This window comes from Larkinella bovis (assembly GCF_042655385.1).
GTDB lineage: Bacteria > Bacteroidota > Bacteroidia > Cytophagales > Spirosomataceae > Larkinella > Larkinella bovis.
The window spans coordinates 359,685-384,395 of sequence record NZ_JBHSMA010000005.1 but is presented as its reverse complement, the minus strand read 5'-3'; the positions used below and the strand labels follow the sequence as shown (position 1 = coordinate 384,395).

Here is a 24,711-nt window from a genome sequence, read left to right as displayed (position 1 = left end):
CCCAGTCTCAGCGGACTGGGGCTTTTTGCTGGATTAATGCGCCTAATTTCTTCAGGCCTTCCGCAATCTGGTTGTCAAATGGTTTTCCGAAACTCATGCGGAAGTAGTTCGTAAACCGTCCGTCCGTGCTGAAAATCGGGCCGGGTGCGATGCTGATTTTGTGCTGAAGCGCCGTTTGGAACAGCTCGTAGGCGTTAATTTGCTGATTCATTTCCAGCCACAAAACATAACCGCCCTCCGGTCGCGTAATCTTCACGTCCGGCGGAAAATACTGCGCAATCGCCTGGCTGTACTGCAGGCATTGCGTGTGCAGGGCTTTCCGCAGCTTGCGCATGTGCAGATCAAACCGGCCATTCTCGAAAAAAAGCCCCACGGCCACCTGCGTCGGGGTGGTGGAAGCCACCGCCATCATCCGTTTCAGATTGATTACCTGCGCCAGAAAGCGGCCAGGCATACACCAGCCAATCCGATAACCGGGTGCCAGCGACTTCGATACCGAGGTGCAGAGCATCACCAGCCCCTGCTGGTCGAAACTCTTGCAGGTGCGGGGGCGCTGTTTTCCAAAATAGAGCTCGCCGTAAATATCATCTTCCACCAATGGAATTTCGTGGGCCGCCAGCAGGGCAACCAACCGCTGTTTTCGGGCATCAGACAGACAGCTCCCGGTCGGGTTATTGAACGTTGGCACAAACAAACAGGCCGCCACCCGAACCGTGCCGAGGGCATTTTCCAGGTACGCCAGATCAAGGCCGTCAATCGGGTGTGTGGGAATCTGCAAGGCATTCAGGCTCAATCCCTGCAAAACTGAAAAAATCCCGAAGTACGTCGGACTGTCGATCGCAACCGTATCCCCGGGTTTGGTTACTGCCCGTAAACAAAGCATCAACGCATCGACACAGCCGTGTGTGGTCACAATGTCGTGTTCCGTTACGGCTATATCCCCAGCCACCGCGTACCGGGCAATCTGTTTCCGCAACAACCGGTTTCCCTGTACCTCTTCGTAATTCAGGCAACTGGCCGGATGCGTCCGCAGAGCTTCGGAAAGGGTTTTGTTGAGTTTGCTCTGCGGCAGTAATTCCAGCGCCGGCGTTGCCAGGGCCAACTGGGTGATCCCTTCGGCGCTGCGTTGCTGGTACACCTGCGCAATCATCCCGTCCACGCTGATGCGGGCGGGATCGGTGATCGGTTCCGGCGCACGGGACGTCGGGGCCTGAAGATGCGGCCGGTAACTGACGTAATACCCTGATTTGGTCCGGGCCTCCACCATCCCCCTCATTTCCAACTCACTGTAGGCCCGAAAAGCGGTACTCAGGCTAATGCCCTGCTCCGCGCTCAAAGCCCGTACGGAGGGAAGTTTGTCGCCGATTTTCAGAACACGGGTCGTTATCAGATGCTCAAATCGCTCAGCAACTTTCTGGTACAGAAAATCCGGAAAAACCGGGGTGGATGGCGTTGTCATTTTTCAATCTGTTATGCCCTAAATTTAAAAAAGTGAATCTGTTTCCGTAACAGTTCACGCCCGAATTTTGCAGCACAACAACAACTCATTTCGTAATGAACATTCCATTTTATCAGGTCGATGCGTTTACCGACCAACCCTTTGCCGGCAATCCGGCAGGGATTTGTCTTCTCGATAACCACCAGCTGACCGATTCCGATCTGCAAGCCATTGCCGCCGAAGTCAATCTGTCCGAAACCGCCTTCCTGTGGGCCTCCGAGACGGGGTACCGTCTCCGCTGGTTTACGCCTACCGTGGAAATTGCGTTGTGCGGCCATGCCACACTGGCCAGTGCCAACATCCTCTGGCAAACCGGGCGTGTGCCGAGCCAGTCTCCGATCCGGTTTCAAACCCTGAGCGGTGAACTGATCGCCTACCCCGGACCAGCGGGTTGGATTGAGCTGGACTTTCCGGCCCGTTACGGAACCCCGGCTGAGCTCCCCGCCGATCTCATTCAGACGTTGGGCGTCGAACCACTGACGGTCCTATCCCTGCAGGATCGTTACTTAATCGAAGTGGCGACGGAAGCCGACGTGCGCAATCTGCGGCCTGATTTTCGGGCGCTGGCTCGCTTTGCGCCCGTGATTGTGACCAGTCGGGCCGAGGCCGATTCGCCGTTTGACTTTATCTCCCGGTTTTTCCTACCCGGCGCTGGCATCGACGAAGACCCCGTTACGGGGGCGGCCCACTGCAGCCTGGCCCCCTTCTGGGCCGAGCGGCTGGGAAAAACCGAGTTCCTGGCGTATCAGGCCTCGGCCCGGGGCGGTGTTCTGAAGGTTCGGCTGGAGGGAGACCGGGTTCGGCTGACAGGGCAGGCGGTAACGCTGATTGAAGGAACTCTCCGGCTGCCCGACCGGGAACTACATCCGGCGTAAACGAGCCCGTCCGCCGGGTCGTAAGGACGGTTTAGAACATAAAAAAGAGGTGGTCGGCAACGGCCAACCACCTCTTCATTTGTCAAACAATAATTAAAATACTCCGCTTCGATTTCTCCAAAGCAACACAACTGCGGAAGAACTTAATTGAGCGTATCTTCGCCGTCTTCAGAACCGCCCATCGGATCGACTAAAGCATCTTCGTCAGCATTGACCTGAGCCCGGATTTTTCCTTCCAGCTCAGCCATCAATTCGGGGTTATCAAGCAGCAGGTTCTTCACAGCGTCCCGACCCTGGGAAAGGCGGTTGCCCTCGTACGAGAACCAGGAACCGGATTTTTTCACGATTTCCAGCTCAACGGCCAGATCGAGCACTTCCCCTACTTTCGAGATTCCCTGACCGTACATGATGTCGAACTCGACGACTTTAAACGGAGCAGCCAGTTTATTCTTAACGACTTTCACTTTCGTCCGGTTCCCCTGAATCTCGTCGCCTTCCTTAATTTGACCAATCCGGCGAATATCCAGACGAACGGACGAATAGAATTTCAGCGCGTTACCACCCGTTGTGGTTTCCGGGTTACCAAACATGACGCCGATTTTCTCGCGCAGCTGGTTGATAAAAATACAGCAGCAACCGGTTTTATTGATGACCCCCGTCAGCTTGCGCAACGCCTGCGACATCAACCGGGCCTGCAGACCCATTTTGCTTTCGCCCATATCGCCTTCCAGCTCGGCTTTCGGAACCAGCGCGGCCACGGAGTCAATAACGATGATATCGATGGCACCGGAGCTGATCAGGTGCTCGGCGATTTCGAGCGCCTGCTCCCCATTATCGGGTTGCGAGATTAATAAGTTTTTGGTATCGATTCCTAATTTTTCGGCATAGGTGCGGTCGAAAGCGTGTTCCGCGTCGATAAAGGCAGCCAGGCCACCGTTTTTCTGCGCTTCGGCGATGCAGTGCATCGTCAGCGTGGTTTTCCCCGACGATTCCGGCCCGTAGATTTCAACGATCCGGCCCCGTGGAACACCCCCGATCCCCAACGCCAGATCAAGACCCAGCGAACCTGTTGAAATAACCGGAACATCCACTACCTTGCTTTCGCTCAGGCGCATAACGGTTCCTTTCCCGTAGGCTTTGTCCAGTTTCTCGATGGTCGTTTGCAGGGCTTTCAGTTTGCTGTCATTAGCCGTACTAGCAGGTGCTTGTGCCATGTGATGTGTTTAACGCAAAAATGATTTTTAGTATGTTTAACCTTATAAAATTAGCATTTTGCGACCAGATTTGCAAGGGTGACTTGTAAAATAATCAATAATATATGAAGCTTATCCTTCGCGCACTAATCGGGCTAAAACTAACATATATTAAACAGTTCTCCAAAAACCAGTCGGACTATTTTCAAAAAACTACCATAGTTGTATTGTATTTGTGTTTTATTTCGCATATAAATTACGCCCAGCTCGATAACCGGAAACTGGAACAGCGGTTCGCCATTGATAGCACCCACCAACTGCGTTTTCGCCTGACGATGCTTGGCTTTGTGAAGAATAACGAGTACTTCGGACCGATTGCCGATGGGTATACCCTGTTTGGTTACCAGCTTAATCCGCGCGTCGCCTACCAGCCTGCGCCGAACGTGGTACTGGAACTTGGGGCATTTTTCCGGAACGATTTTGGGCAGGAGCGCATTGCCCAGATTGCCCCGACGTTTACAGTAAAATTTCGGCATAAAAACTGGAACTACCTGTTCGGAACGCTGGAAGGATCGGTCGGTCACCGCCTGATCGAGCCCCTGTACCAGTTCGAACGGCTGCTGCAAAACCGGCTTGAAAATGGCTTACAAATCAACCACCTGACCGAACGCACTTTCTTCGATGGCTGGGTCAGTTACCTCCGGAACACGTTACCCGGTTACACGCGGCAAGAGCATTTCTGGGGCGGTTTTTCGTTTGAAACCAGGCTGGCAGGAAAACTAATCGACACCGGCTGGTCGGTGTCGGTTCCCATCCAGCTCACGGTTTTTCACGCGGGCGGGCAGAACATCAACAGCCCGCTGCCCGTCCGAACGGCCCTGAACGCAGCCGGAAGCCTGAGCCTGGCCTGGCAGAACGCCGGACCCGGTTTTTTCCGTTCGGTCCGGCTGGATTCGTACGTTGTGGGGTATACCGAGAACGCCGAACGTTCCTATACCGGGGGCGCTTTTTACCCGAACCTGACCGTTACCCTGAAACCGGTAACTGTCCTGGCCAGCTACTGGCACGGCAACGACTACCGGGCCGAACTGGGTGGCGATTTGTATCAAAGTTATTCAAGACGGTACCAGAGCACCTACCAGGAAACGCAGCGTCAACTGCTGATCGTGCGTTTCCTGAAAGACATTCCGATTGCCGAGGGGCTGTCGGTAACAATCCGGTTTGAACCGCTGTATGACTTCCATAGCGGTCATTTTGAGCATTCGGAAGGGGTCTATATCAATTTTACACACTAAAGTCTGCTTTGTTCATGATCAAAAAAATCCTGCTGACACTTCTGGGCGTATGTATTGTGCTGGGCATCTGGTACCGCGATCTGGTCCGTTACGGCTGGATGCAGGGAAAGGGGCAACTCCGGATTTTATGGAATACCAAACCGGTCGAGCAGGTGCTGGCCGACCCGTCATTTCCGGATTCGCTGAAACGAAAAATTGAACTTATTCAGGAAATTAAGCGTTATTCCGTTGACTCCCTGGGCATTAATCCGTCCAAAAACTACACAACTTTTTACGACCAGCACGGCCAACCGATTTTGTGGGTCGTGGTTGCGTCGGAAAAATACCGGCTGGTAGCGAAGGAATGGAAGTTTCCGGTGATTGGCACCTTCGCCTACAAAGGATTCTTTGAACACGATCGCGCCCGGGAGGAACTGGAGTCCCTGAAACAACAGGGCTTTGATACGCGTTTAAATGAAGTATCGGCCTGGTCGACCTTAGGATTTTTCCGAGATCCGATCCTGTCGTCCATGCTGAAACGTTCGGAAGGACAACTGGCCGAATTAATCATCCACGAGTTGACGCACGGCACGCTGTTTGTGAAGGACAATCTGGAGTATAACGAGAATCTGGCCGACTTTATAGGAGAATACGGGGCGCTAAAATTTCTGATCCAGAAATACGGGGCCAACTCTCCGGAAGCGCTCGGGTATCTGGATTCGAAACAGTACGGGGAAAAATACGACGAGCATATATTGCGCGGCACCCGGAAATTGGATAGTTTATACGCCACTTACAACCCAGCGACGCCCGAACGGGTCAAGGAAGATACGAAGTGGCAGTTGATCGACCAGATCGTTGAAACCGTCGATACGCTGGAAACGCGGCCCCCGGCGGGGAAACCGGTTACTAAAAAGCGTCGATTTAACCAGCAGAATTTACCCAATAACGCGTATTTCGTGGGGTATAAAACGTACCGGCAGCAGCAAAACCGCTTCCGGCAGGAATTTGAAGGGAAATTTAACAGCAATTTTAATCAGTATCTGGCGTATCTGAAAAAGACGTATCCATCGTTGTAAATACAAATGATCAGACAAACGGTTGAAGCAGCTTTTTTGGCGGTTCAGGCGTTTGTCGTTGTAACTACTTATCTCTAATCCTGAAATTTGCAGGACCATGGGTCAAGCGATTATGAAAAAAGTCATTGTTATCCTGTCCATCCTAACCCTAGTGGCCTTGTTGCAGGTGTCACTAAAACCGGATAATGCGTATCGGCGCGTTACCAACACGAGTTTTGGAGCCGGCGAACACCTGGAATACAAAGTGCATTACGGAATATTCAATGCGGCCGAAGCCACCGTGGACGTGGCTCCGACGCTCTATAAAGTCAATGAACGGCCGTGTTACCGGGTCAATATCTATGGCCGGACGGTCGGCGCCTTCGACCTGGTGACCCGGATTCGCAATACCTGGCGATCCTATATTGATACGACGGCGATTCTGCCCCAGAAATTCTTTCTTCATATCGAAGAGGGCAAACACCGCAAGGAGGAAAACGTCACCTTCAACCATTTTACCAATACGGTCCGGTCCGAGGAAAAAACCAACAAGGATATTTTCAAAGTCCCCGACAACGTCCACGACGTGATCAGCGGCTATTATTACCTCCGGACCATCGACTTCAGTCGGGTTAGCCCGGGACAAACCATTGAAGTACCGGCTTTTTTCGACGACCAGGTTTACAACATGAAGGTGCGCTACCGGGGCAAAGATGTCGTAAAAACCAAGTTCGGCTCCATCAACGTGCTCAAACTCAACCCGGTTTTGCCCGACAATAAACTCTTCAAGGGCGAAGATGCCATTAAAATCTGGGTGTCGGACGATGCCAACAAAATTCCGGTCAAGGTGGAAGTCGAACTCTGGGTGGGTTCGATGGAAATGGATCTGAAAAAGCATTCCGGTTTGCGCAACGAACTGCGGTTTTTCAAGCAATAAGACATCCCCTAACATTCGTATTGCCTACCTCAACCGGCCAGCCACCGCCTGCAACTTCCGAAGGCCGGTCCGTACGTACGTAATCCACCGTGGCAGGTGATTGTACGAAATCTCGGTATATGGGCGGTTTTCGGCCCCGAAACTCTGGTAGTAGGCTGTCACCGATTCCGCGCCGATGGCCGGACTTTCAAAGTCCAACTCGACCGGTTTTTCGGAAAATTCTTCGATCAGCCGGTTGATCATCCACAGCCGGGCCTGCTGTTTCCGCCCCGTTTCCGACGCGCCGTTGAACAGGTAAATGATCCGGTTACGGTCCAGCACGAACAAGGCCCCGGCTTCGGGCGTGTCATACCCCGGTTTTCGGGCCAGCCAGATACGCGCCAGCCCGCGCTGGTGCAACTGATCAACGGCATTGGCAAACCGGTCGTAGATCGTCAGGTCAAGGGCCATTCCACCCACCGCTTTGGCCTCGTTATACGTTCGGTGCAGGTCAATCAAGCCCCGAATGTCCGGGCTTTCTTCAATCCGCCAGCCCGTATTGCGCGCCCGGTTGAGGTTGGTCTTCCGGTCGGTGGCATACTGCTGAGAGAGCCTCCCATAAGGTTGCTGAAGCGGCAGGACGTGGTTGATTCGCTTCACGACCGAAAAACCGTCCGGAAAAAGAAGCTCCTCTTCGTTTTTTTCGTTGAACCGGTACGACACCACCCAGTTGAAAAACCGGGTCAACTGCGCCAGAAAAGCGGGAAAAACCGCTTTCAACTCCACGGCTTCCCGGCTGAATACGCCCAATTGCTGGCAATAATCGGGTTGATAGGCATACCGAATCCCGTATTTTTTTCGGTAAACCACGGGCATGACGGCCACATACCGGCCCTGTTCTTCGGCGACGATACCGCCCCAATAGGGGCTGCGGGGCCCCGTTGTCAAGGCATCGAGGTACCACGAAAATGCATAGATGACCCGCTGCGGGGAAACCGCCACACAGTCGTCCCAGCGCACCGGGTCGAGGGCTGAACGGTCGAGATACCGAATGATCATCGGGACAAACCGGTTGGTGAAAACCACGCTTTCAGCTGCTGCAGGAACCGGATCGGCCCCGGCAGACGGTTGCTGACCAGACGGACATACGGCTCCGGCTCAGCGCCAAAACTCCGGTTGAAAGCCGCCAGACTTGCCACCTCGGGACTCTCAAAATCAAACCAGATCGGCCGACCGGCGTATTCCCGGATGAAATTATCGAGAATCACCGTCCGGGCGTTGCCTTTCCGGCCTTCGGGACTCGCCGAACAGAACAGGTGAATCACCCGGTTGATGTCCGTGACCAGTAAACAGCCCCCTTCGATCCGGCCATTTTGCTGCGCCACCCGAATCCGCACCTGCTGCCGTTCCTGCAACACCCGAACCAACCGCCGAAGCAGTTCGTACGCTTGGGGGGCCACCCGCCCGATTCCAGCGGTATTATATTCGCCAAACAAATTAATCAGCGGATTCACATCATCCGTCTCCGCAAACGTCCACGCCCGTTGCCAACCCCGTCTCAGGTTTACTTTCCGGTCTTTCGAATAACCGGCGGCCAGTTCCGCATACGGTTTTTGGAGATTTAGCACCTGATTTGTCATCGGCACGAATTGCGCGGCCTCCGCCACCAGCCCGGGCGAATGGGCCGCCGGAAACTGATAGGCCGGAATATACCGAATGTGTTGAAAAAGAGCCTGGAGAAACCGGTGCAAAACCGCAACATCGGGAATTTCATGGGCGGCAAATACCCCCAGTTGATGACAGAAAAGCGGCTGAATGACCGCCTTGACGCCGTACCGAAACCGCACGGGCAACGGCATAACGCGTTCATAATCACCCTCCATCAGCAACTGCCACCCCGGCGAAACCACATCCAGATACCAGGAAAAAGCATAGACCAACCGCTGCGGAGACTGGGCAATGCAGCGATCGTAGGCCTTATCATCAATCTGGTGTCGGGCGAGATAGCAAACCAAGGGTGTGATGGCGTTACGGGTACGGATTGGGTTTACGGGGTGCTGACGCCTTCTTTCCTGCGCCAGCACCCCGTAAAATCGAATACTGAAAACTAACTACCGTAAACGTTTATTTTAACGTGCTTTTGAGCTTTTCGACGGTTTCGCGGGCTTGCGGGTTGTTGCTGACCAGATCACTGATCGTTTGGATGGCATGAATGACGGTGCTATGGTCACGCCCCCCGAAATGGTATCCGATGGATTTCAGCGACAATTCGGTTTGTTCTTTGGCGAGGAACATGGCAATCTGACGCGGAAAAACCGCTTCTTTCTTCCGGCTTTTGCTTTTCAGATCGGCCACGGTTACCTTGAAATGATCGGCCACGACGTCCTGAACCGTATCGATGGTCACTTCTTTTTCCGAATCGACCACGATGTTGCGGAGGGTATTGCGGGCCAGGTCGAGATCGATTTCCCGGCGATTGAGCGACGCCTGCGCCATCAGCGACACAATGACGCCTTCGAGCTCCCGAACGTTCGTATTGATGCTATGAGCCAGGTACTCAATAACGTTGTTCTCGATAAAAATTCCTTCCGATTGCAGTTTTTTCTGAATAATCGCCGTCCGGGTTTCCAGGTCCGGTTGTTGCAAATCGGCAGTCAAACCCTGCTTGAAACGCGACTGGAGCCGGTCCTGCATACCCTGCAAATCGCGGGGCGCCCGGTCGGAGGTCATGATGATCTGCTTCTTCGCGCCATGCAGATGGTTGAAAATATGGAAGAACGTTTCCTGCGTTTTTTCTTTCCCGGCCCAGAACTGCACATCGTCGATGATCAGCACGTCAACCTGCATGTAAAAACTCATGAAATCGCGCAGCGAATCGGTCCGGATGGCGTTGATGAACTGGTTGGTGAATTTTTCGGACGAAACGTAGAGAACAAATTTATCCTGGTTGTTATTCTTGATGTAATTGCCAACGGCCTGAACGAGGTGGGTTTTCCCCAGGCCAACCCCGCCGTAAATCATCAGGGGATTGAAAGCCGTTGTCCCCGGATTCTGGGCAATGGCAAAACCCGCCGAGCGGCCCAGCCGGTTGCAGTCGCCCTCAATGAAATTGTCGAAGGTATAGGCCGGATTCAGGTACGAATCGAGTTGCAGCGAATCGAGATCCTTCATCTCGAACGGACTCTTCAGAATGTCGGCGTCGACGTTATCAGGCTTGGCGGTCTGGGGCGACTTCGTCGTCGGCACGTTGACCGTCAGGGGCTTGCTTCCTTCGTCGCCTTTATCGACGATGATGGAATATTGTAACTGGCCGTGGTGACCGATGGCAAAATTGAGCGCTTTCCGGAGCAGGTGCACGTAGTTTTCCTCCAGCCATTCGTAAAAGAACTGGCTGGGAACCTGGATGGTCAGTTCGCTACCGTTCAGTCGCAGGGGAACAATCGGCTCGAACCAGGTCCGAAAACTCTGGTCGGGAATGTTCTCCTGAATTACCTGAAGGCAACGGTTCCAAACCGTTACTGCTTCGCGTTGTATGCCGGACACGGTGACGCTCACTGTTACATTTTGCCAATTCGAAAGCCAATCATCAATCAATGACGGGCCCGGTGGGTGAAAAAAGGGAGACAAAAGTAGAAAAAAAATCAGAGCCGGCAAGAGGCCCTGCCAAACTCTGAAAGGATAAAAATACAGGCAAATTTATTGTCGGTCAATACATGAAAATAGATTATAAAAATAATGCAACCTTATCCCTACTGGCGATGCTTTCGGCTGTGGCTTTACTCCGAAAAGACCTAACTTTGAAAAAAACGATGGCTGGGCGGGGTAATTGATGCTGGATATCGGATGCTGGATGATTGGATACTGGATACTAATAAACGGATGCGGTGTTCCACATCCAGTATCCAACATCAATTATTCGGTAACAGATATCCAGTATCAAGCATCCAGCATCAAGCCCATCCAACATCCAGTATCAAGCATCAAGTCCATCCAGCTATGACCGATCTTGACATAAAATCACTTTTTCCGCCGGTTACCAAAGCGCAGTGGATTCAGCAGGTGCAGAAGGACCTCAGGGGCCAACCGTTCGATTCCCTGAAGCGAACCCGTCCGGACGGTTTGGCAATGGAGCCGTTTTATACCTCCGACGACCTTGAACTGCTGCCGCTTGCCGAAATTCAGCAGGCGCAGGACCGCTCGCCGGGCTGGTTGAATGTGCCGAACGTACGGTTTCAGTCGGAAGCCATTACCAATACCGTTCTCCGGGATGAATTGTCCAAAGGAGCCGACGGTTTGCAGCTTGACCTGCTTGGTTCACGCGTTGACGACCTGGACTGGAACCGGCTGCTGAACGGACTGAAACTAAGCGAGACACCCGTCTGGTTTGCAGTCAGCCGTCAGTCGGAAACGCTGGTGTCGATCTTAAAAGCCCGGCTGCCGTATCAACTGAAAGGCGGTATTTTGGATGAGCTAACCGGTCATCTGCTCACAGCCGGTACGGTTTCTGAAGAGGCCCTGAACCAACTCGTGCAGGCCACCCGCCAAACCCTGGATTCGCCCCGGTTTCGGACGCTGACCGTTGATAGTTCCCTTTTCCATAACGCGGGGGCTACGGCTACGCAGGAACTGGCCTTTACCCTGAACGCCGTGGTGGAGTTGTACGATTTTCTGACCGAAAACGGCTTGTCGGTGGAACAAATTGTTCCCAAAACCGCCCTTTCCGTTGCGGTCGGCACAAGCTATTTTACCGAAATCGCCAAACTACGGGCCTTTCGGATCTTGTGGCAACGGCTGATCAGCCAGTACGATTCATCGTTTATCCATCCCCTTTCACCCGTATTCCTTCACGCCCAGACGTCGACGTTCTACGACGCTGCAGTTACACCCGACACGAACCTGCTCCGGGCCACCACGGAAGCGATGGCGGCCGTTATCGGCGGTTGCGACGCCCTGACCGTTCATCCGTACGATGCGGTTTTCGGCGAACCGGACGAATTTTCCCGGCGAATTGCCCGCAATGTGTCCATTTTACTGAAGGAAGAAGCACATCTGGACAAAACGCTTGACCCGGCTGCCGGTTCGTATTACCTCGAAACGCTGACGGCTCAGCTGGTAAAAACCGCCTGGTCACTGTTTCTGGCCGTCGAAAACCGGGGTGGTTTGCGCCGGGCGTTTACGGACGGATTTGTGCCGGAAGAAATCGAGAAAGCGTACCAGGCCACCGTTGAAGCGGTGAAAACCGGGCGGATTTTGGTGGGCGTGACGAAATTCCGGACCAGCGACGAAGCCCTCCCGAAACCGGCAAAACCGGCAGAGCCTTCCCCGGCTCCACTCCCCGAACGACGTCTCGCCGAAGAATTCGAATAACGTCAAGACCCAAAACCGTATGCGACCGAACTTTAAACCGGATGATCCGTCTCCCGTCTCCGCCGAACCCGTCAGGAATCCCCGCCCGCTGCCCTTCCCCACCGCCGAAGGCATCCGGATCAAACCGCAGTACGAGGCTGCCGACCTGGCCCGGGCCCAGCACCTCGGCTCCGTAGCTGGAATTCCGCCGTTTTTACGCGGGCCGTACAGCAGCATGTACATGACGCAGCCGTGGACGATCCGTCAGTATGCCGGTTTTTCGACCGCCGAAGAATCCAACGCCTTCTACCGCCGAAACCTGGCAGCCGGACAAAAAGGGCTTTCTGTCGCCTTCGACCTGGCTACCCACCGGGGGTACGATTCCGACCATCCGCGCGTCGTTGGCGATGTGGGAAAAGCCGGGGTTGCCATTGATACGGTGGAGGACATGAAGATTCTGTTCGACCAGATTCCGCTCGATCAGATGTCGGTCTCGATGACTATGAACGGGGCGGTGATTCCGATCATGGCGTTTTACATCGTAGCCGCCGAAGAACAGGGCGTTCGGCCCGAGCAACTGGCGGGCACCATTCAGAACGACATTCTAAAGGAGTTTATGGTGCGGAACACTTACATCTACCCGCCCGAACCTTCCATGCGAATTATTGGTGATATTTTTGCCTACACCAGCCGATACATGCCCAGGTTCAATTCGATCAGCATCAGTGGGTATCACATGCACGAAGCGGGGGCGCCGGCGCACCTGGAACTGGCCTACACCCTGGCCGACGGACTGGAATACATCCGAACGGGTCTGAAAGCCGGGATGAACATCGACGACTTTGCGCCCCGCCTGTCGTTTTTCTGGGGAATCGGCATGAATCACTTCATGGAAATCGCCAAAATGCGGGCCGCCCGGGTTTTGTGGGCCACGCTGGTCCGGCAGTTCGATCCGAAAAATACGAAGTCGCTGGCGTTGCGCACCCACTGCCAGACCAGCGGTTACAGCCTGACCGAACAGGACCCGTTCAACAATGTAGCCCGCACCTGCGTCGAAGCCCTGGCGGCCGTGCTGGGCCACACGCAATCATTGCACACGAATTCCCTGGACGAAGCCATTGCGCTCCCAACCGACTTTTCGGCCCGGATTGCCCGGAATACGCAGTTGTATCTTCAACACGAAACCGACGTTACCGCCGTCGTCGATCCCTGGGGTGGTTCGTACTATGTTGAGTCGCTGACGGATCAGTTGATTCAGAAAGCCTGGGCGCTAATTCAGGAGGTGGAAGCGCTGGGCGGGATGACCAAAGCCATCGAAACCGGTTTACCAAAATTACGGATCGAGGAAGCGGCCGCCCGCAAACAGGCCCGGATCGATGCCAGCAAAGATGTGATTGTGGGCGTGAACAAATACCGACCCGACTCCGAAAAACCGCTGGAATTGCTGGAAGTCGACAACCAGGCAGTCCGCGATGCGCAGATTCGGCGGATTGAAAACGTAAAGGCGAAGAGGAATCCCAAAAAAGTGGAGGCCGCCCTGAACGCTATTTTTGAAGCCGCTCGTTCGGATGACGCTCGTTCGGATTTAAAATCCGAACGCAGTTCTGCTGCGGATTTTAAATCCGCTGAAACTTCCCCCAACCTGCTCACCCTTGCCATCGAAGCGGCCCGGTACCGGGCGACGTTGGGCGAAATTTCATACGCTATGGAAAAAGCATTTGGCCGCCATAAGGCCACCATTCGTGCCGTATCGGGCGTTTATTCCGCCGAGGTTTCCGACGACGAGAACTTCCGGCTGGCCCGCCAGCTCACCGACCGTTTTGCCGAACGGGAAGGCCGCCGGCCCCGCATGCTGGTCGCCAAAATGGGGCAGGATGGCCACGACCGGGGGGCCAAAGTCATTGCCACCAGTTTCGCCGATCTTGGTTTTGATGTCGATATGGGGCCGTTGTTTCAGACGCCGGAAGAAGTGGCCCGGCAAGCCGCCGAAAACGACGTGCACCTTGTCGGCGTATCGAGCCTGGCTGCCGGACACAAAACCTTGGTGCCGCAACTCATTGAAGAACTGAAAAAAATCGACCGGGGCGACATTCTGGTCATCGCCGGGGGCGTCATTCCCGCCCAGGATTATCAGTTTCTGTATGATGCCGGTGTGAAAGGCGTTTTTGGACCGGGAACGGTTATTTCGGTAGCCGCCCAGAAAATTCTGAAAGAACTCATGCCCGAACTGGGCGAGGGTAAACCATAAACAGGAGGACCGTGGAAGGTCCGCTCGAAGGCCGGAAACGGCCGACCTTCGAGCGGGATTTATTTCGATAAAACCGCCCGTTTCGGCCCGGCCTTGCGATTACCAGACAGTTACCCCGGAATTCATTCCCGAATGGGAAACCGGCCCAGCTGCCCTTCCAGGTCCTTGATGGCGCGTTGCAATTCGTCGTTATTCGGACGTACCGACAGCCAGAACGGCTTGCTGCTGTCGGTATACCAGTCCGGCGCTGCCTCCTGATCCAGTTTGATCCCGAACGCATATTCCTCGGTTTCCGTGGATGAATTGCTGAAACCCAGACACGGTTCCACAAACGACAGGCGGGGCGACAACTGGCGTTGGGAAGCCACGGAGCGCATCCACTTGATGAGCAGCTCAATTTCCCAGGTCGACAACAAAGGAGCCGTGGTCGTATAGGCTTTGTTTTTGTACTTTGTTCTCAGACTGATCAGCAGCCAGTTACGATCCATGAAATACTGCGAATCGCTGTATTCATAGTCTAAAATATCCAATTCGAAGGAAGCATCGGGACCAGTAAGTTTCATGGGTTAGAGGATTAAATGACCTGTGCAAAACAAATCGGAAAACCGATCAGAAATCTCAGAGAGCAACGTGGCACGAGGCCGCCCTGGCAAATGAAACAGGCTCAACCAAAAACCCTGGTTATCAACGCCTTATTCGACAGTCTTTGAGGCAAAAGCTATGTAATACTGTATAAAGTATAGTAAAAATACAAAAGTAACTGTATTTTATATTAATTTATCCTTAAAAATTTTAACAGACAGCGAAATAATTCACAGTCACCCGGTTTTGACTCGAAAATGAATTAATCCGGGTTTGTACGCGAACATTTTTTTTGTGTTATTGGAATAGTCGTTAATTTCACCTGTCCAAACTTTTGTGAATACCGTTCACCACAATCCATTGACTTTATGTCTACCAAACGCGTCCTGATTGCCGAAGACAGCTCCGTTATCCAGAACCTGGCCCGTAAGATTCTTGAGTTTCAGAATTACGACATTACGTCCGTCAAAAACGGTGAGCAGGTGTTACAAATTCTGGAAAAAGAAGATTTCAGTATCATCCTGCTGGATATCAATATGCCCGTGATGGATGGTATGGAGTGCGTACGTCGGGTGCGGGCCCTTGCTGACCAGGGAAAAGCCAATATTCCCGTTGTAGCCATTACCGGTAATGCGAAAAACTACACAGAAGAGGAGTTTAAAACCGCCGGTTTTAACGATGTGCTGGTGAAACCGCTGAACTTCGACCGGCTGGTTGAGGTGGTCAACCAACTCACGGATAAATAAAAGAAGGAGAAAAGGAGGAAGGAAGAAAGCAGAAAGGGCCTGGCCTCGTTTCGTTCCTCCTTCCTCCCTCTGGCTTTCCTCCTTATGATTATTACGCTGCTCGGAACAGGAACATCTTCCGGTGTGCCGCTGATTGGTTGCGCCTGCGAGGTTTGCCGCTCGATCGACTTCCGGGACAAGCGGTTGCGAACCTCCATCCACCTCGCCATCGACGGCAAAAGCGTCGTCGTAGATACCGGCCCCGATTTTCGACAACAGATGCTGCGCACCGGCATCCAGCGCCTGGATGCGGTGGTGTTCACTCACGAACACAAGGATCATACCGCCGGGCTTGATGAGGTCCGGGCTTACAATTTCCTGCAGGGCCAGGATGTTCCCGTTTACGCCCGCCAGCGGGTGCTAAGCCAGCTCCGGACGGAATACGCCTATATTTTTGCCGAAAAAAAATACCCCGGTATTCCCCGCATCCGGATGCACGAAATCGGCAATGAATCCTTTGACATTGAAGGAATTCCGTTCATTCCCATCGATGTCCTGCACCATCGGCTACCGGTTTTTGGGTACCGGATTTACAACTTTACGTACCTGACCGATCTGAATTACATTTCCGACGAAGAACTGGCGAAAGTCTACGGAACCGAGATTCTGGTGCTGGATGCGCTGCAAATTGAACCGCACCTCTCCCATTTTACGCTCGATCAGGCCATCGCCCTGACCGAACGCATTCGACCGGAACGGACCTATTTCGTTCACATGAGCCATAAAATCGGTCTGCACCGCGAGGTTGAAAAGCGACTTCCCGCGTCGATCCGGCTGGGTTACGACGGTATGAAAATTGAACTGTAAGCGAACCCGAGAAACCGCAGCCGATCCTATCCCAGTCGATCCACCATTTCGATGCAGGCCCGACCGTTGTGATAAGGACACTTCCACATGCTGATTTTGGTGTTTCCGAGCACCTTGTGGTTTTCGTCCACCCCACTGTACCACTCGCCATTTTTCTTGTCCAGCAGGTAAGCCTTAATAAAATCCCAGGTTTTCAGCGACTTATCCAGAAACTGCTTTTCCTTCGTCAATTGGTAGGCGTTCATAAAACCGACCATCGCTTCGGCCATCACCCACCAGGACCGTTCGCGGTTGACGTGGTTTTCTTTGGGGTCGTATTCATAATTCATGCCGCCGTCGGCTTCCAGCCCTGTAGCAGCCGCCCGCGCCATTTTCACCGAAAGCGTCTTGATTTTCTTCACCAACGCTTCATCGTGCAGTGCTTCCGCCGATTCCAGTAGCAGCCACGACGCTTCGATGTCGTGCCCGTAGGAAATAGCCGTCCGCCGGACGTTCCAGTCGTCGTCCATGAACAGATTCATCCGGTACGTTTTCGGGTCGATGATGTGGTTCACAAATCCATCGATCAGCCCGCGAATCTGCTGGTTCAGGCCCTTGTCCGGCCAGGCACGGTATAAATTGGTGAATGCCTCCAGAATGTGGAGGTGCGTATTCATGGTTTTAGTCTCCTGATTCGCTTTTTTGCTGATCACAAAATCGTCCGCCAGGCCCGACCAGTCGCGGCTCAGGCATTCGTAAAAACCGCCCCGCTTCGGATCGTAGGCATGCCGGATCATCTTCCCGTAGATTTCCCTGGCAAAATCCAGCGCGGGCTGGTGCTGGGTGGCCCGGTAATATTCGCTCAGGCCGTAGATCGCAAAGGCCTGACCGTATTGCTGCTTGAAGATTTGCAGCGGTTCGCCTTTGTAATCGACCGCCCAGTAAACCCCGCCATTCTCCCTGTCGCGGAAGTGTTTTTCCATGTACCGGTAGGCCCTTTCAGCGTAGAGAAGGTACTCGTCGTGCTGCATGTGCCGGGCGGCTGCCGCAAACGTCCAGACGATGCGGCTGTTGAGCACAATGCCCTTGGCGGCATCGGTTTTGGGCTCATTCTGGTAGTTGACCTGCCCGTAATACCCTTCTACCGGGTCTGGACCGTATTTTTGCCAATACGCCAGAATGTCTTTTAACTCCTGGTTTAGTTCTTGTCGGGTGGTTCGCAGGTCGAACATAGCAGGTTCAGGAAAAGAAAAAGGAATATCAAATAGTACCTATCAAAGAATGAAGTAAAATTTTCTACTCCATTTTCAAACATACTACCCAATATTCCTTTAGGGCAGGCTTCCGGTTGAGTCCTAGTTGCCCGAATCACTGCCGCTCCGCGACTTGCTGTGCGCGCTATGACCGTGGCCTCCCCGTTCTTCCTGAAACTCGGCTTTGGATTTGTTCGTATGGTCCTCCTCCGGGCCTTGTTTGGTCTTATTCTGAGTACTCCGCATCTTCTCCATATGGGTCGTCATTGCCGACGTATCGCGTGCTTCGTAGTCACGGGTTCGTTTTGAATTAGCCTGTTTGTCGTTGGAACCCGGCTGGTCGATTGTTTTATTATGTGCCATGGCCTTGGTTAATTTAGTGATAAAGGTTAACCGACCGGCTGTTGCAATTGTTCGGATGAGTAAGTTTGCGAACCGAAACTGACTTCACCCGTGCACACCAATTATTATTTTCTCCGGCAACTGGCCCCGGCGCTCCAGCCGCAGCTCACCGGCCTGACATTCATGGAATGCTTCAGCCAGGACCGCGACGAGCTGGTACTGGTGTTTGCGCAGGCCCGGGGGAAAATTAATTTTTACCGGCCGTTTTTCATCAAAGCCACCCTCCGCCCGGATTTTTCGGGGCTGTTGTTTCCCGAGAGTGTGCAGCGCGCCCGCATGAACAGCGTCGATCTGTTCGAAGAATTTTATGATCGGGAGGTGGTGACCGTTCGCCCGTTTCTGAATGAACGCTGCCTGGGCATTACCCTGGAGGGCGGAATAACTCTCTTGTTCAAGTTTTTCGGAAACCGCCCCAATCTGCTGATTTTCTCGGAGGACACGGTCGTCGAGGTCTTCAACAACAAACTGGTGAGCGATGCGCAATGGCGGCTTTCGGCCCTCGACCGGCCACTCGACCAATCCTGGGAAGCGTTCGAACAGAGCGGTTTTGACCACCGAAAACTGTTTCCGACTTTTGGAAAGCTGGTGAATGCTTCTTTGGAGGAGAAAGGGCTGAAGGAACTGGAAGGACCGCAAAAATGGCAACTGATTCAGGAAACCGTGCGGCAACTCGAAAAACCGCCCTATTACCTCACAACCTTTCAGCACAAACCGACGCTTTCGCTGCTGCCCTACGGCGAAATCCGGCAGGAATTTGACGACCCCCTGACGGCCAGTAACCGGTTTTATGCCGCGTTTATGGGACAGAACGTGCTGGATCGCGAAAAAGGTGAAGCATTACGAATCCTGGAAAAGCGACTGAAACGGACGCAGGCTTATATCGATGCCAACCTGCAACGGCTGATCGGGCTCGACGAAGCGGTGAAGAACGAGGAGATTGCCCACATTCTGATGGCGAATCTCCACCAGATTCCCGAAAAACCGGGTTCACGCTCGCCCGAGGTGGTTGAACTGGACGATTTTTACCGGAACAAACCGATCTTCATCAAGCTGAAACCGGATCTAAGCCCCCAGAAAAACGCCGAACAGTATTACCGCAAGGCGAAAAACGAGAAAATAGAAACGGACCTGCTTCAGCAGCAACTCGAAAACCGGGAGCGGGAAATCGGCCAGCTTCAGCAGCAGATTGCGGCCCTTCAGCCCATCGAATCGTTGCGGGAATTGCGGAAATACCTGAAAGCAAACCCGGTTAGTGAGGAAAAAACCGCCGACGGAACCGCCCCGCTTTTTAAGCAGGTTATCCACGAAGGATTTGTGATTCTGATTGGCCGTAACGCCAAAAACAACGACCTGCTCACGCAGCAATACGCCTACAAGGACGACCTCTGGCTCCACGCCCGCGATGTGCCGGGCTCGCACGTCATCGTCAAATATAAGGCCGGCAAAACGTTTCCAAAAACCGTCATCGAACGGGCCGCCGAGTTGGCGGCCTGGTATTCCAAACGGCGGACGGATTCGCTCTGTCCGGTTATTTTTACGCCCAAAAAGTTCGTCCGCAAACCGAAAGGGCTGGCCGCTGGTCAGGTGAAAGTCGACAAGGAAGAAGTGATTCTGGTAGAACCCCGGGACGAAGGCGTTTCCAAAACCGCCTGAACTCTGGATTGTCCCTAAACCGTCGTTACTTTTTCTTCTCGTTCAGTTCAAACAAATACCCGTCCGGGTCAGGAAAGTAAATCTGAACGACACCGTCGAAACGAACCTGTTTGTGAAACTTGATGCCTTTCTGGGTCAGGAATTGCTCCGACTGGGCAATGTCATCGACAAAAATGGCAAAATGACTGCCGTTTTTGTCGTGCACGACGGGAGCCGTCCGGCCCGCCAGTAAATGAATCTGCTGCCCGTTACCGATATCGAACCAGGCCCGGATCGCCTTCAGGTTATCCGGTACTGCGATCGGTTTCAGGCCCATAATATCCCGAAAGAACCGGGCGCTTACCTGAATATCGCTGACTTGCAGGGCTAAATGATTGTGCCCGGCAATACCGAGCGAGGTCGGCTGGGATTGCGCAAAGGCGGACGCCATGGTCAGAAAGAGAACCGGAAGCAGCAAGACGAAGCGTTTCATTATTCGGTTGGGTTGGTTGATTTTATACTTTCAACAACAAATTAACACCCATCAACGCGGTATTAACAATCATTTCGTAATCAGGACGGTTTTTGTCACCCGGTTTTCGCCCGCTACCAGGGTCAGGTAATACTGGCCCGCGGGCAGATTCACCACCGGCCAGCTGAGCGTGTGTCGTCCGGCGGCAAAGGAGCGGTCAGCGGTGGTCAGGAGTTCCTGCCCGGCGCTATTGGTCAGTGAAATCCGGCCCGTGAACAGGTTCGCCACCTCAAGTTGGGCCGTTAGTTGTTCGCGGATCGGATTGGGTAAAACCGTCAGTTGTGTGGTCGGAACGGGTTCTGCCACGGCGGTAATGATTTCCGTTATTTCGACCTGCTTCAGAATCCAGTTGTCGGGGTCGATCTGAACGTCTTCCGGTTTGCCCTTGACGGTCAATTCGAAGGTCTGATTGGCACTGTTGTTAAAAACCGTAATCAGCGTATCACCGTCCCCACCCGTCGTCAGCACTTTCACCGGCACCGGCATGGTGAAAAAAGTTGGGTTGGTGGTGTTGGTTGTTTGTTCCACCTTCAGCTGGATTTGATACATATTGTTCAACCCGGCGATGGCGCCACTGCTCCACTTGACGCGGTATGTCGGATAATTTTCGCCGTAAACCCACTGTTTAAAAAAATAGTCGAGCGATTGACCATATACGTTCGACGCAATAGCCGCAAAGTCTTCGGTGGTGGCGGTTCCATAGGCAAACTCCGAAGCCGCATAGGTGCGCAGAATTTCGCGGAATTTCTGATCGCCAACGATTCCCCGCAGCATGTGCAGCACCATCGCCCCTTTGTAATACGTTCGGTTGGAATCGAAGATGTTATTCGCGTTCGTAATGTCTTCGACATACAAAGTCCCACGGGCCCGGCGGGCCAGCAGCATGTACGAGTTCAGGTAGGGAGAAAAAACCGAGGGGCCACTTTTGACCTGGCGGTACAGGATTTCGGCGTAGGACGCAAACCCTTCGTTGAGCCAGATATGCTCCCAGCTCCGGCAGGTGATTTTGTCGCCGAACCACTGGTGGGCCAGTTCGTGCGCGATGATGTCGGTATTAAACGCCCCCATCGAACTGATGGTCTGGTGCTCCATGCCGCCCCCCCAGCCGAACTGCGCGTGGCCGTATTTTTCCTTCAGAAACGGATACGGCCCGAAGTAATCCGTAAAAACCGTCAGCATTGAGGTTGTTTCGTCAAGCGTCCGGCGCAGGTTGTCGGAGAGGGCTTCCGGATAAAGGTAGTGCGTCACCGGCATCGGGTCGCCCACGGCCGGACGATACAGTTGTTCGTAGAGAACGTAGTTACTCATCGCCACCGAAATCAGGTAGTTGGCAATCGGGTAGCGGTTTCGCCAGCGGTAGGTCCGGGTGTCGTCGGGGTTGTCGGTTGTTCCTTCCAGCTTTCCGTTCGAAACCGACACAAACTGCTTCGGGGCCGTAATCCAGACATCCGACGAATCCGCCTTATCGGCGGGCGTATCCTTGCAGGGAAACCAGTCGCGGGCGCCGTAGGGTTCGCTCAGGCTCCAGATCACCGGCTGGTTCTGCGAACCGTGGGTTCCAAACACAAAACTGCCCATCCCGGTCGGGTCCGGTTTTCCCTGGTAATACACCGTGACCATCAACCCCTGGTTTTTGCCAGGCGGTTGCGCCGGCGTAATGGTGAGTTGGTTATTTTGCTGCGAGAAGACCAGTTTCTGCACTCCGGTTTTCACCGAATCCACTGTCATGGCATCGGCCAGATCCAGATAAAACCGGCTGAGGCCCTCATTCACCGCCAGGAATCCAATGGTCACCGCCCCCCGCAGGTAATGGGGCGTAGCGGTAATGGTCAGCTCCAGCTTGTAATACGTGATGTCGATGGTAGCATCGCCGGGGTACTGGATGCGGGCGGCTCGGTTGGCGTTCGGGAGCGAACCGAAATACTTCAGGCGGGTGTGCTGGCAAGCGGCCACCCCATCATCCGGCAACTGGCCGCGGCTCATCCAGCTCGTCAGCAAAAGAATCACCAGCAAAACCGGCTTTGGCCGTAAATGCGCTGCTCTCCCCGTTTTCATTTGTTCGTTTCTTCATCCAGAATATCACCGGGCAACGCTTTGGGCTCGGCTTTCAACGAATCATACTGCTGCGTCAGCGCCGTCAGTTTGCGTTGTTCGGCTTCGGGCAGTTCGAGTTGCCAGCCCATCGTATCGGCCAGTTGATACATCATGAACTGAATCTGGTTATTGGCAATCCGGGGGAGATCGCTCTCCATCGCCCGGTCCAGCATGGTTTGTTTCGACTCGTCGAGCAGACGCGTATAATCTTCGCTGCGAAAATGATTCAGATAGCCCGGATCGATATCGTAAAACTTATAATCCGTATCGATCGACAACACCTGCGGCTCCGGAAACGACTCGATGATCAGTTTTTTCTGACCCGATTCCGGCTGCCGAAATCGGATTTTCGCAAAATCAAACCCGACGAGCACCTTCGCTTTTGCAATGATCAGCGCTTTTTTAGGATCATTGATGAAATACAAAAACTTTTTGTCGTCCTGGTAACTCAGGATTTCGGTGAAATATCCTTCGGCCATAACGACCTTGAACACCTTCTCGATCCGATCCAGTAAGATGGTGGACTCTTTACGAACATCCACCCCCGGTGCCGACTTTTTTCCGCGCCACCAGTTCGAAACCGCAATCCCCCCAAAACCGCCCAGGAGCAGGGTAACCAGCACTAACATTAGACTTGATGACTCCATAGACGAGTTGGATAGTTGACGAAAGGTACAGACTTTTGCAGTTCAACCAAAAAGGATTCGGTCACTGTTAAGACGCAAAAAACCGGATTTAGTTTCTTCGGAATGAGCAATAAATGGCTGATTGTGGTGGCCGGCCCGACCGCCGTTGGAAAAACCGCCCTGTGTGTCCGGCTGGCGCAGGACCTCGCCACCGCGGTCGTATCGGCGGATTCGCGACAGTTATACCGGGAACTCAACATCGGTACGGCCAAACCGACGCCGGAAGAAATGCAGGGCGTCCGGCATTATTTCATTGATTCGCACCGCATGCTGGAACCCGTTAGCGCTGGACAGTACGAACGCGAAGCCCTGGCGGTGCTTGACCGGTTGTTTCAGGAAACCGACCGGGTGATTCTTTCGGGGGGAACGGGTCTGTACATCAACGCGGTGTGTTTCGGTCTCGACGATGTCCCGCAGGCCGACCCGATTTTGCGTACGGAACTGATGAACCGGCTCGATACGGAAGGCCTGGAACCGTTGCAACACCAGCTTCGCGCCCTTGATCCGGTGTATGCCGAAACCGCCGATTTGCAGAATACGCAGCGGGTCATCCGGGCGCTGGAAGTGGTGTTGAGTTCCGGAAAACCGTATTCCTCGTTTCGGCGGCAGGAAACCGACGGCCCGGCTTCGCGCCCCTTCCGGACGGTTTTTATCGCCCTCGACCGCCCGCGCGACGAACTCTACGACCGCATCGACCGCCGAATGGACAACATGCTGGCCCAGGGGCTGGTCGAAGAAGCCCGCTCGCTCCTGCCCTACCGGCACCTGACACCCTTGCAAACCGTTGGCTATAAAGAAGTTTTCGGGTATCTGGATGGGGCATACGACGCGGAAGAAATGGTCCGGCTGCTCAAGCGCAACTCCCGGCGTTACGCCAAACGCCAGCTCACGTGGTTCCGCCACCAGGGCGATTACCAATGGTTTGCCGCGGAGGACTATGAGGCCATTGAGCGGTATATCCAAACCGCTACCGGGCATAACCAGCCCTAAAACCGGGTTGCTGCGACGAGCAGGATAGGACGCTCCACCGAATGGCCCAGGTGGCTGATCGTACGGTCGCTTTCTTCCCGCACCGGCTTGACCGAAAACCGTATTTCGTGAACGGCAGTTTTCCATGAAACTTCGGTCGGCCAGGGCGACAACCAGACACCCGCGGATTCCCCAACAAAAACCGGCTTCATCGACAATGCGGTGAAGCCGGTTTGGACCGAACGGCCTATAGCCGGTTTTGAGAGCTGGTCAGGCTTTCCGTTCCAGTTCCCGGTAGGCCAGAATCCCGCCAACCAGGTTGCGAACATTCGTAAAACCGTTTTCTTCGAGGTATTGCTGCGCCCGACCACTGCGGGCCCCCGACCGGCATTGCACGATGATTTCCTCGTTCTGACGGTCTTCCAGTTCGTCGATCCGGTGCGGCAATTCACCCAGCGGAATCAGTTCGCCACCCAGATTATCTTCTGCGTATTCGCTCGGTTCCCGAACGTCGATCAGGTTGACGTTCTCACCTTTGTCCAACCGATCTTTTAATTCCTGTACGGTAATGTCCATTTTAAG

The 24,711-nt window shown here is 53.8% G+C and carries 23 protein-coding genes; 10 read left to right on the top strand and 13 right to left on the bottom strand.

The window, feature by feature from the left end:
* Positions 1–7: 7 nt before the first annotated feature.
* Positions 8–1,459 carry an aminotransferase-like domain-containing protein gene (locus tag ACFPMF_RS18025; RefSeq protein WP_379847881.1) on the bottom strand — a complete coding sequence of 484 codons (1,452 nt, stop codon included), beginning with the start codon at positions 1,457–1,459 and terminating at the stop codon, positions 8–10.
* A gap of 95 nt (positions 1,460–1,554) precedes the next feature.
* On the opposite strand from ACFPMF_RS18025, the gene ACFPMF_RS18020 reads away from it, so the two are divergent.
* A complete protein-coding gene (locus tag ACFPMF_RS18020; protein ID WP_379847878.1) occupies positions 1,555–2,373 on the top strand; it encodes a PhzF family phenazine biosynthesis protein in 819 nt (272 codons plus the stop codon).
* A 143-nt stretch (positions 2,374–2,516) separates the two neighbouring features.
* Here the strand turns inward: ACFPMF_RS18020 and recA are convergent, their stop codons facing one another.
* A complete protein-coding gene (gene recA, locus ACFPMF_RS18015; protein ID WP_379847876.1) occupies positions 2,517–3,587 on the bottom strand; it encodes a recombinase RecA in 1,071 nt (356 codons plus the stop codon).
* A 212-nt stretch (positions 3,588–3,799) separates the two neighbouring features.
* Here recA and ACFPMF_RS18010 point away from each other — a divergent pair, with 212 nt between their 5' ends.
* The 3 genes from ACFPMF_RS18010 (at position 3,800) to ACFPMF_RS18000 (ending at position 6,835) form a co-directional block, all read left to right on the top strand.
* Complete coding sequence (locus ACFPMF_RS18010) at positions 3,800–4,861, top strand: hypothetical protein (protein ID WP_379847873.1); 1,062 nt, start codon at positions 3,800–3,802, stop codon at positions 4,859–4,861.
* Positions 4,862–4,875: 14 nt separating this feature from the next.
* Complete coding sequence (locus ACFPMF_RS18005) at positions 4,876–5,919, top strand: aminopeptidase (protein ID WP_379847870.1); 1,044 nt, start codon at positions 4,876–4,878, stop codon at positions 5,917–5,919.
* Positions 5,920–6,031: 112 nt separating this feature from the next.
* Positions 6,032–6,835: a DUF3108 domain-containing protein gene (locus ACFPMF_RS18000; RefSeq protein WP_379847867.1), complete on the top strand. Its 804-nt coding sequence runs from the start codon at positions 6,032–6,034 to the stop codon at positions 6,833–6,835.
* A 24-nt stretch (positions 6,836–6,859) separates the two neighbouring features.
* On the opposite strand, the gene ACFPMF_RS17995 is transcribed toward ACFPMF_RS18000, so the two are convergent.
* From ACFPMF_RS17995 to dnaA, 3 genes are all read right to left on the bottom strand, one after another.
* On the bottom strand, positions 6,860–7,873 hold the full coding sequence (locus ACFPMF_RS17995) for a GNAT family N-acetyltransferase (protein WP_379847864.1): 1,014 nt from the start codon (positions 7,871–7,873) through the stop codon (positions 6,860–6,862).
* The gene (locus ACFPMF_RS17990) at positions 7,870–8,829 is read right to left on the bottom strand and encodes a GNAT family N-acetyltransferase (RefSeq protein WP_379847862.1); all 960 of its coding nucleotides are present in this window, start codon (positions 8,827–8,829) and stop codon (positions 7,870–7,872) included. The genes ACFPMF_RS17995 and ACFPMF_RS17990 overlap by 4 nt, the downstream gene beginning before the upstream one ends.
* Before the next feature lie 109 nt (positions 8,830–8,938).
* Positions 8,939–10,348: a chromosomal replication initiator protein DnaA gene (dnaA, locus tag ACFPMF_RS17985; RefSeq protein ID WP_379847969.1), complete on the bottom strand. Its 1,410-nt coding sequence runs from the start codon at positions 10,346–10,348 to the stop codon at positions 8,939–8,941.
* Between the two features lie 462 nt (positions 10,349–10,810).
* Here dnaA and ACFPMF_RS17980 point away from each other — a divergent pair, with 462 nt between their 5' ends.
* Both ACFPMF_RS17980 and scpA read left to right on the top strand, forming a co-directional pair.
* Positions 10,811–12,181 carry a methylmalonyl-CoA mutase family protein gene (locus ACFPMF_RS17980; protein WP_379847859.1) on the top strand — a complete coding sequence of 457 codons (1,371 nt, stop codon included), beginning with the start codon at positions 10,811–10,813 and terminating at the stop codon, positions 12,179–12,181.
* A gap of 19 nt (positions 12,182–12,200) precedes the next feature.
* Positions 12,201–14,408: a methylmalonyl-CoA mutase gene (gene scpA, locus ACFPMF_RS17975; protein WP_379847856.1), complete on the top strand. Its 2,208-nt coding sequence runs from the start codon at positions 12,201–12,203 to the stop codon at positions 14,406–14,408.
* Between the two features lie 122 nt (positions 14,409–14,530).
* Here scpA and ACFPMF_RS17970 read toward each other — a convergent pair whose 3' ends face one another.
* Complete coding sequence (locus ACFPMF_RS17970; RefSeq protein ID WP_379847853.1) at positions 14,531–14,971, bottom strand: WapI family immunity protein; 441 nt, start codon at positions 14,969–14,971, stop codon at positions 14,531–14,533.
* A 387-nt stretch (positions 14,972–15,358) separates the two neighbouring features.
* Between ACFPMF_RS17970 and ACFPMF_RS17965 the strand changes: the two genes are divergently transcribed.
* Together ACFPMF_RS17965 and ACFPMF_RS17960 are read left to right on the top strand one after the other, a co-directional pair.
* Complete coding sequence (locus tag ACFPMF_RS17965; RefSeq protein WP_379847850.1) at positions 15,359–15,736, top strand: response regulator; 378 nt, start codon at positions 15,359–15,361, stop codon at positions 15,734–15,736.
* 84 nt (positions 15,737–15,820) lie between these two features.
* Positions 15,821–16,582 (top strand): MBL fold metallo-hydrolase, encoded by a 762-nt coding sequence (locus ACFPMF_RS17960; RefSeq protein WP_379847847.1) that lies wholly within the window; start codon positions 15,821–15,823, stop codon positions 16,580–16,582.
* Between the two features lie 26 nt (positions 16,583–16,608).
* On the opposite strand, the gene ACFPMF_RS17955 is transcribed toward ACFPMF_RS17960, so the two are convergent.
* The gene (locus tag ACFPMF_RS17955) at positions 16,609–17,793 is read right to left on the bottom strand and encodes an AGE family epimerase/isomerase (protein WP_379847844.1); all 1,185 of its coding nucleotides are present in this window, start codon (positions 17,791–17,793) and stop codon (positions 16,609–16,611) included.
* A 123-nt stretch (positions 17,794–17,916) separates the two neighbouring features.
* Complete coding sequence (locus tag ACFPMF_RS17950; protein ID WP_379847842.1) at positions 17,917–18,177, bottom strand: hypothetical protein; 261 nt, start codon at positions 18,175–18,177, stop codon at positions 17,917–17,919.
* A 90-nt stretch (positions 18,178–18,267) separates the two neighbouring features.
* Here ACFPMF_RS17950 and ACFPMF_RS17945 point away from each other — a divergent pair, with 90 nt between their 5' ends.
* Entirely contained in the window at positions 18,268–19,869 is a 1,602-nt protein-coding gene (locus ACFPMF_RS17945) for an NFACT RNA binding domain-containing protein (protein ID WP_379847840.1), read from the top strand.
* A 25-nt stretch (positions 19,870–19,894) separates the two neighbouring features.
* Here the strand turns inward: ACFPMF_RS17945 and ACFPMF_RS17940 are convergent, their stop codons facing one another.
* The 3 genes from ACFPMF_RS17940 to ACFPMF_RS17930 form a co-directional block, all read right to left on the bottom strand.
* The gene (locus ACFPMF_RS17940; RefSeq protein WP_379847838.1) at positions 19,895–20,341 is read right to left on the bottom strand and encodes a VOC family protein; all 447 of its coding nucleotides are present in this window, start codon (positions 20,339–20,341) and stop codon (positions 19,895–19,897) included.
* 69 nt (positions 20,342–20,410) lie between these two features.
* Positions 20,411–22,435, bottom strand: coding sequence for a M1 family aminopeptidase (locus tag ACFPMF_RS17935; RefSeq protein WP_379847836.1), 2,025 nt, complete (start codon positions 22,433–22,435; stop codon positions 20,411–20,413).
* A complete protein-coding gene (locus ACFPMF_RS17930) occupies positions 22,432–23,121 on the bottom strand; it encodes a DUF4230 domain-containing protein (RefSeq protein ID WP_379847834.1) in 690 nt (229 codons plus the stop codon). Before ACFPMF_RS17930 ends, ACFPMF_RS17935 begins: the two co-directional genes overlap by 4 nt.
* Positions 23,122–23,223: 102 nt before the next feature.
* Here ACFPMF_RS17930 and miaA point away from each other — a divergent pair, with 102 nt between their 5' ends.
* Positions 23,224–24,150: a tRNA (adenosine(37)-N6)-dimethylallyltransferase MiaA gene (miaA, locus tag ACFPMF_RS17925; RefSeq protein WP_379847832.1), complete on the top strand. Its 927-nt coding sequence runs from the start codon at positions 23,224–23,226 to the stop codon at positions 24,148–24,150.
* Here the strand turns inward: miaA and ACFPMF_RS17920 are convergent.
* Entirely contained in the window at positions 24,147–24,341 is a 195-nt protein-coding gene (locus ACFPMF_RS17920; RefSeq protein WP_379847830.1) for a hypothetical protein, read from the bottom strand. The genes miaA and ACFPMF_RS17920 overlap by 4 nt on opposite strands.
* A gap of 58 nt (positions 24,342–24,399) precedes the next feature.
* The gene (locus tag ACFPMF_RS17915) at positions 24,400–24,705 is read right to left on the bottom strand and encodes a rhodanese-like domain-containing protein (RefSeq protein ID WP_379847828.1); all 306 of its coding nucleotides are present in this window, start codon (positions 24,703–24,705) and stop codon (positions 24,400–24,402) included.
* Positions 24,706–24,711: the final 6 nt, after the last annotated feature.

Bases quoted from the DNA above. Each gene is read 5' to 3' on its own strand.
- scpA (WP_379847856.1), top strand. From the start codon at position 12,201: ATGCGACCGAACTTTAAACCGGATGATCCGTCTCCCGTCTCCGCCGAA.
- ACFPMF_RS17970 (WP_379847853.1), bottom strand. From the start codon at position 14,971: ATGAAACTTACTGGTCCCGATGCTTCCTTCGAATTGGATATTTTAGAC.
- ACFPMF_RS17915 (WP_379847828.1), bottom strand. From the start codon at position 24,705: ATGGACATTACCGTACAGGAATTAAAAGATCGGTTGGACAAAGGTGAG.
- ACFPMF_RS18005 (WP_379847870.1), top strand. From the start codon at position 4,876: ATGATCAAAAAAATCCTGCTGACACTTCTGGGCGTATGTATTGTGCTG.
- ACFPMF_RS18020 (WP_379847878.1), top strand. From the start codon at position 1,555: ATGAACATTCCATTTTATCAGGTCGATGCGTTTACCGACCAACCCTTT.
- ACFPMF_RS17950 (WP_379847842.1), bottom strand. From the start codon at position 18,177: ATGGCACATAATAAAACAATCGACCAGCCGGGTTCCAACGACAAACAG.
- ACFPMF_RS18025 (WP_379847881.1), bottom strand. From the start codon at position 1,459: ATGACAACGCCATCCACCCCGGTTTTTCCGGATTTTCTGTACCAGAAA.
- ACFPMF_RS17960 (WP_379847847.1), top strand. From the start codon at position 15,821: ATGATTATTACGCTGCTCGGAACAGGAACATCTTCCGGTGTGCCGCTG.
- ACFPMF_RS17955 (WP_379847844.1), bottom strand. From the start codon at position 17,793: ATGTTCGACCTGCGAACCACCCGACAAGAACTAAACCAGGAGTTAAAA.
- miaA (WP_379847832.1), top strand. From the start codon at position 23,224: ATGAGCAATAAATGGCTGATTGTGGTGGCCGGCCCGACCGCCGTTGGA.
- ACFPMF_RS17930 (WP_379847834.1), bottom strand. From the start codon at position 23,121: ATGGAGTCATCAAGTCTAATGTTAGTGCTGGTTACCCTGCTCCTGGGC.
- ACFPMF_RS17935 (WP_379847836.1), bottom strand. From the start codon at position 22,435: ATGAAAACGGGGAGAGCAGCGCATTTACGGCCAAAGCCGGTTTTGCTG.
- ACFPMF_RS17940 (WP_379847838.1), bottom strand. From the start codon at position 20,341: ATGAAACGCTTCGTCTTGCTGCTTCCGGTTCTCTTTCTGACCATGGCG.
- recA (WP_379847876.1), bottom strand. From the start codon at position 3,587: ATGGCACAAGCACCTGCTAGTACGGCTAATGACAGCAAACTGAAAGCC.
- ACFPMF_RS18000 (WP_379847867.1), top strand. From the start codon at position 6,032: ATGAAAAAAGTCATTGTTATCCTGTCCATCCTAACCCTAGTGGCCTTG.
- ACFPMF_RS17980 (WP_379847859.1), top strand. From the start codon at position 10,811: ATGACCGATCTTGACATAAAATCACTTTTTCCGCCGGTTACCAAAGCG.
- ACFPMF_RS17920 (WP_379847830.1), bottom strand. From the start codon at position 24,341: ATGAAGCCGGTTTTTGTTGGGGAATCCGCGGGTGTCTGGTTGTCGCCC.
- ACFPMF_RS17965 (WP_379847850.1), top strand. From the start codon at position 15,359: ATGTCTACCAAACGCGTCCTGATTGCCGAAGACAGCTCCGTTATCCAG.
- ACFPMF_RS17995 (WP_379847864.1), bottom strand. From the start codon at position 7,873: ATGATCATTCGGTATCTCGACCGTTCAGCCCTCGACCCGGTGCGCTGG.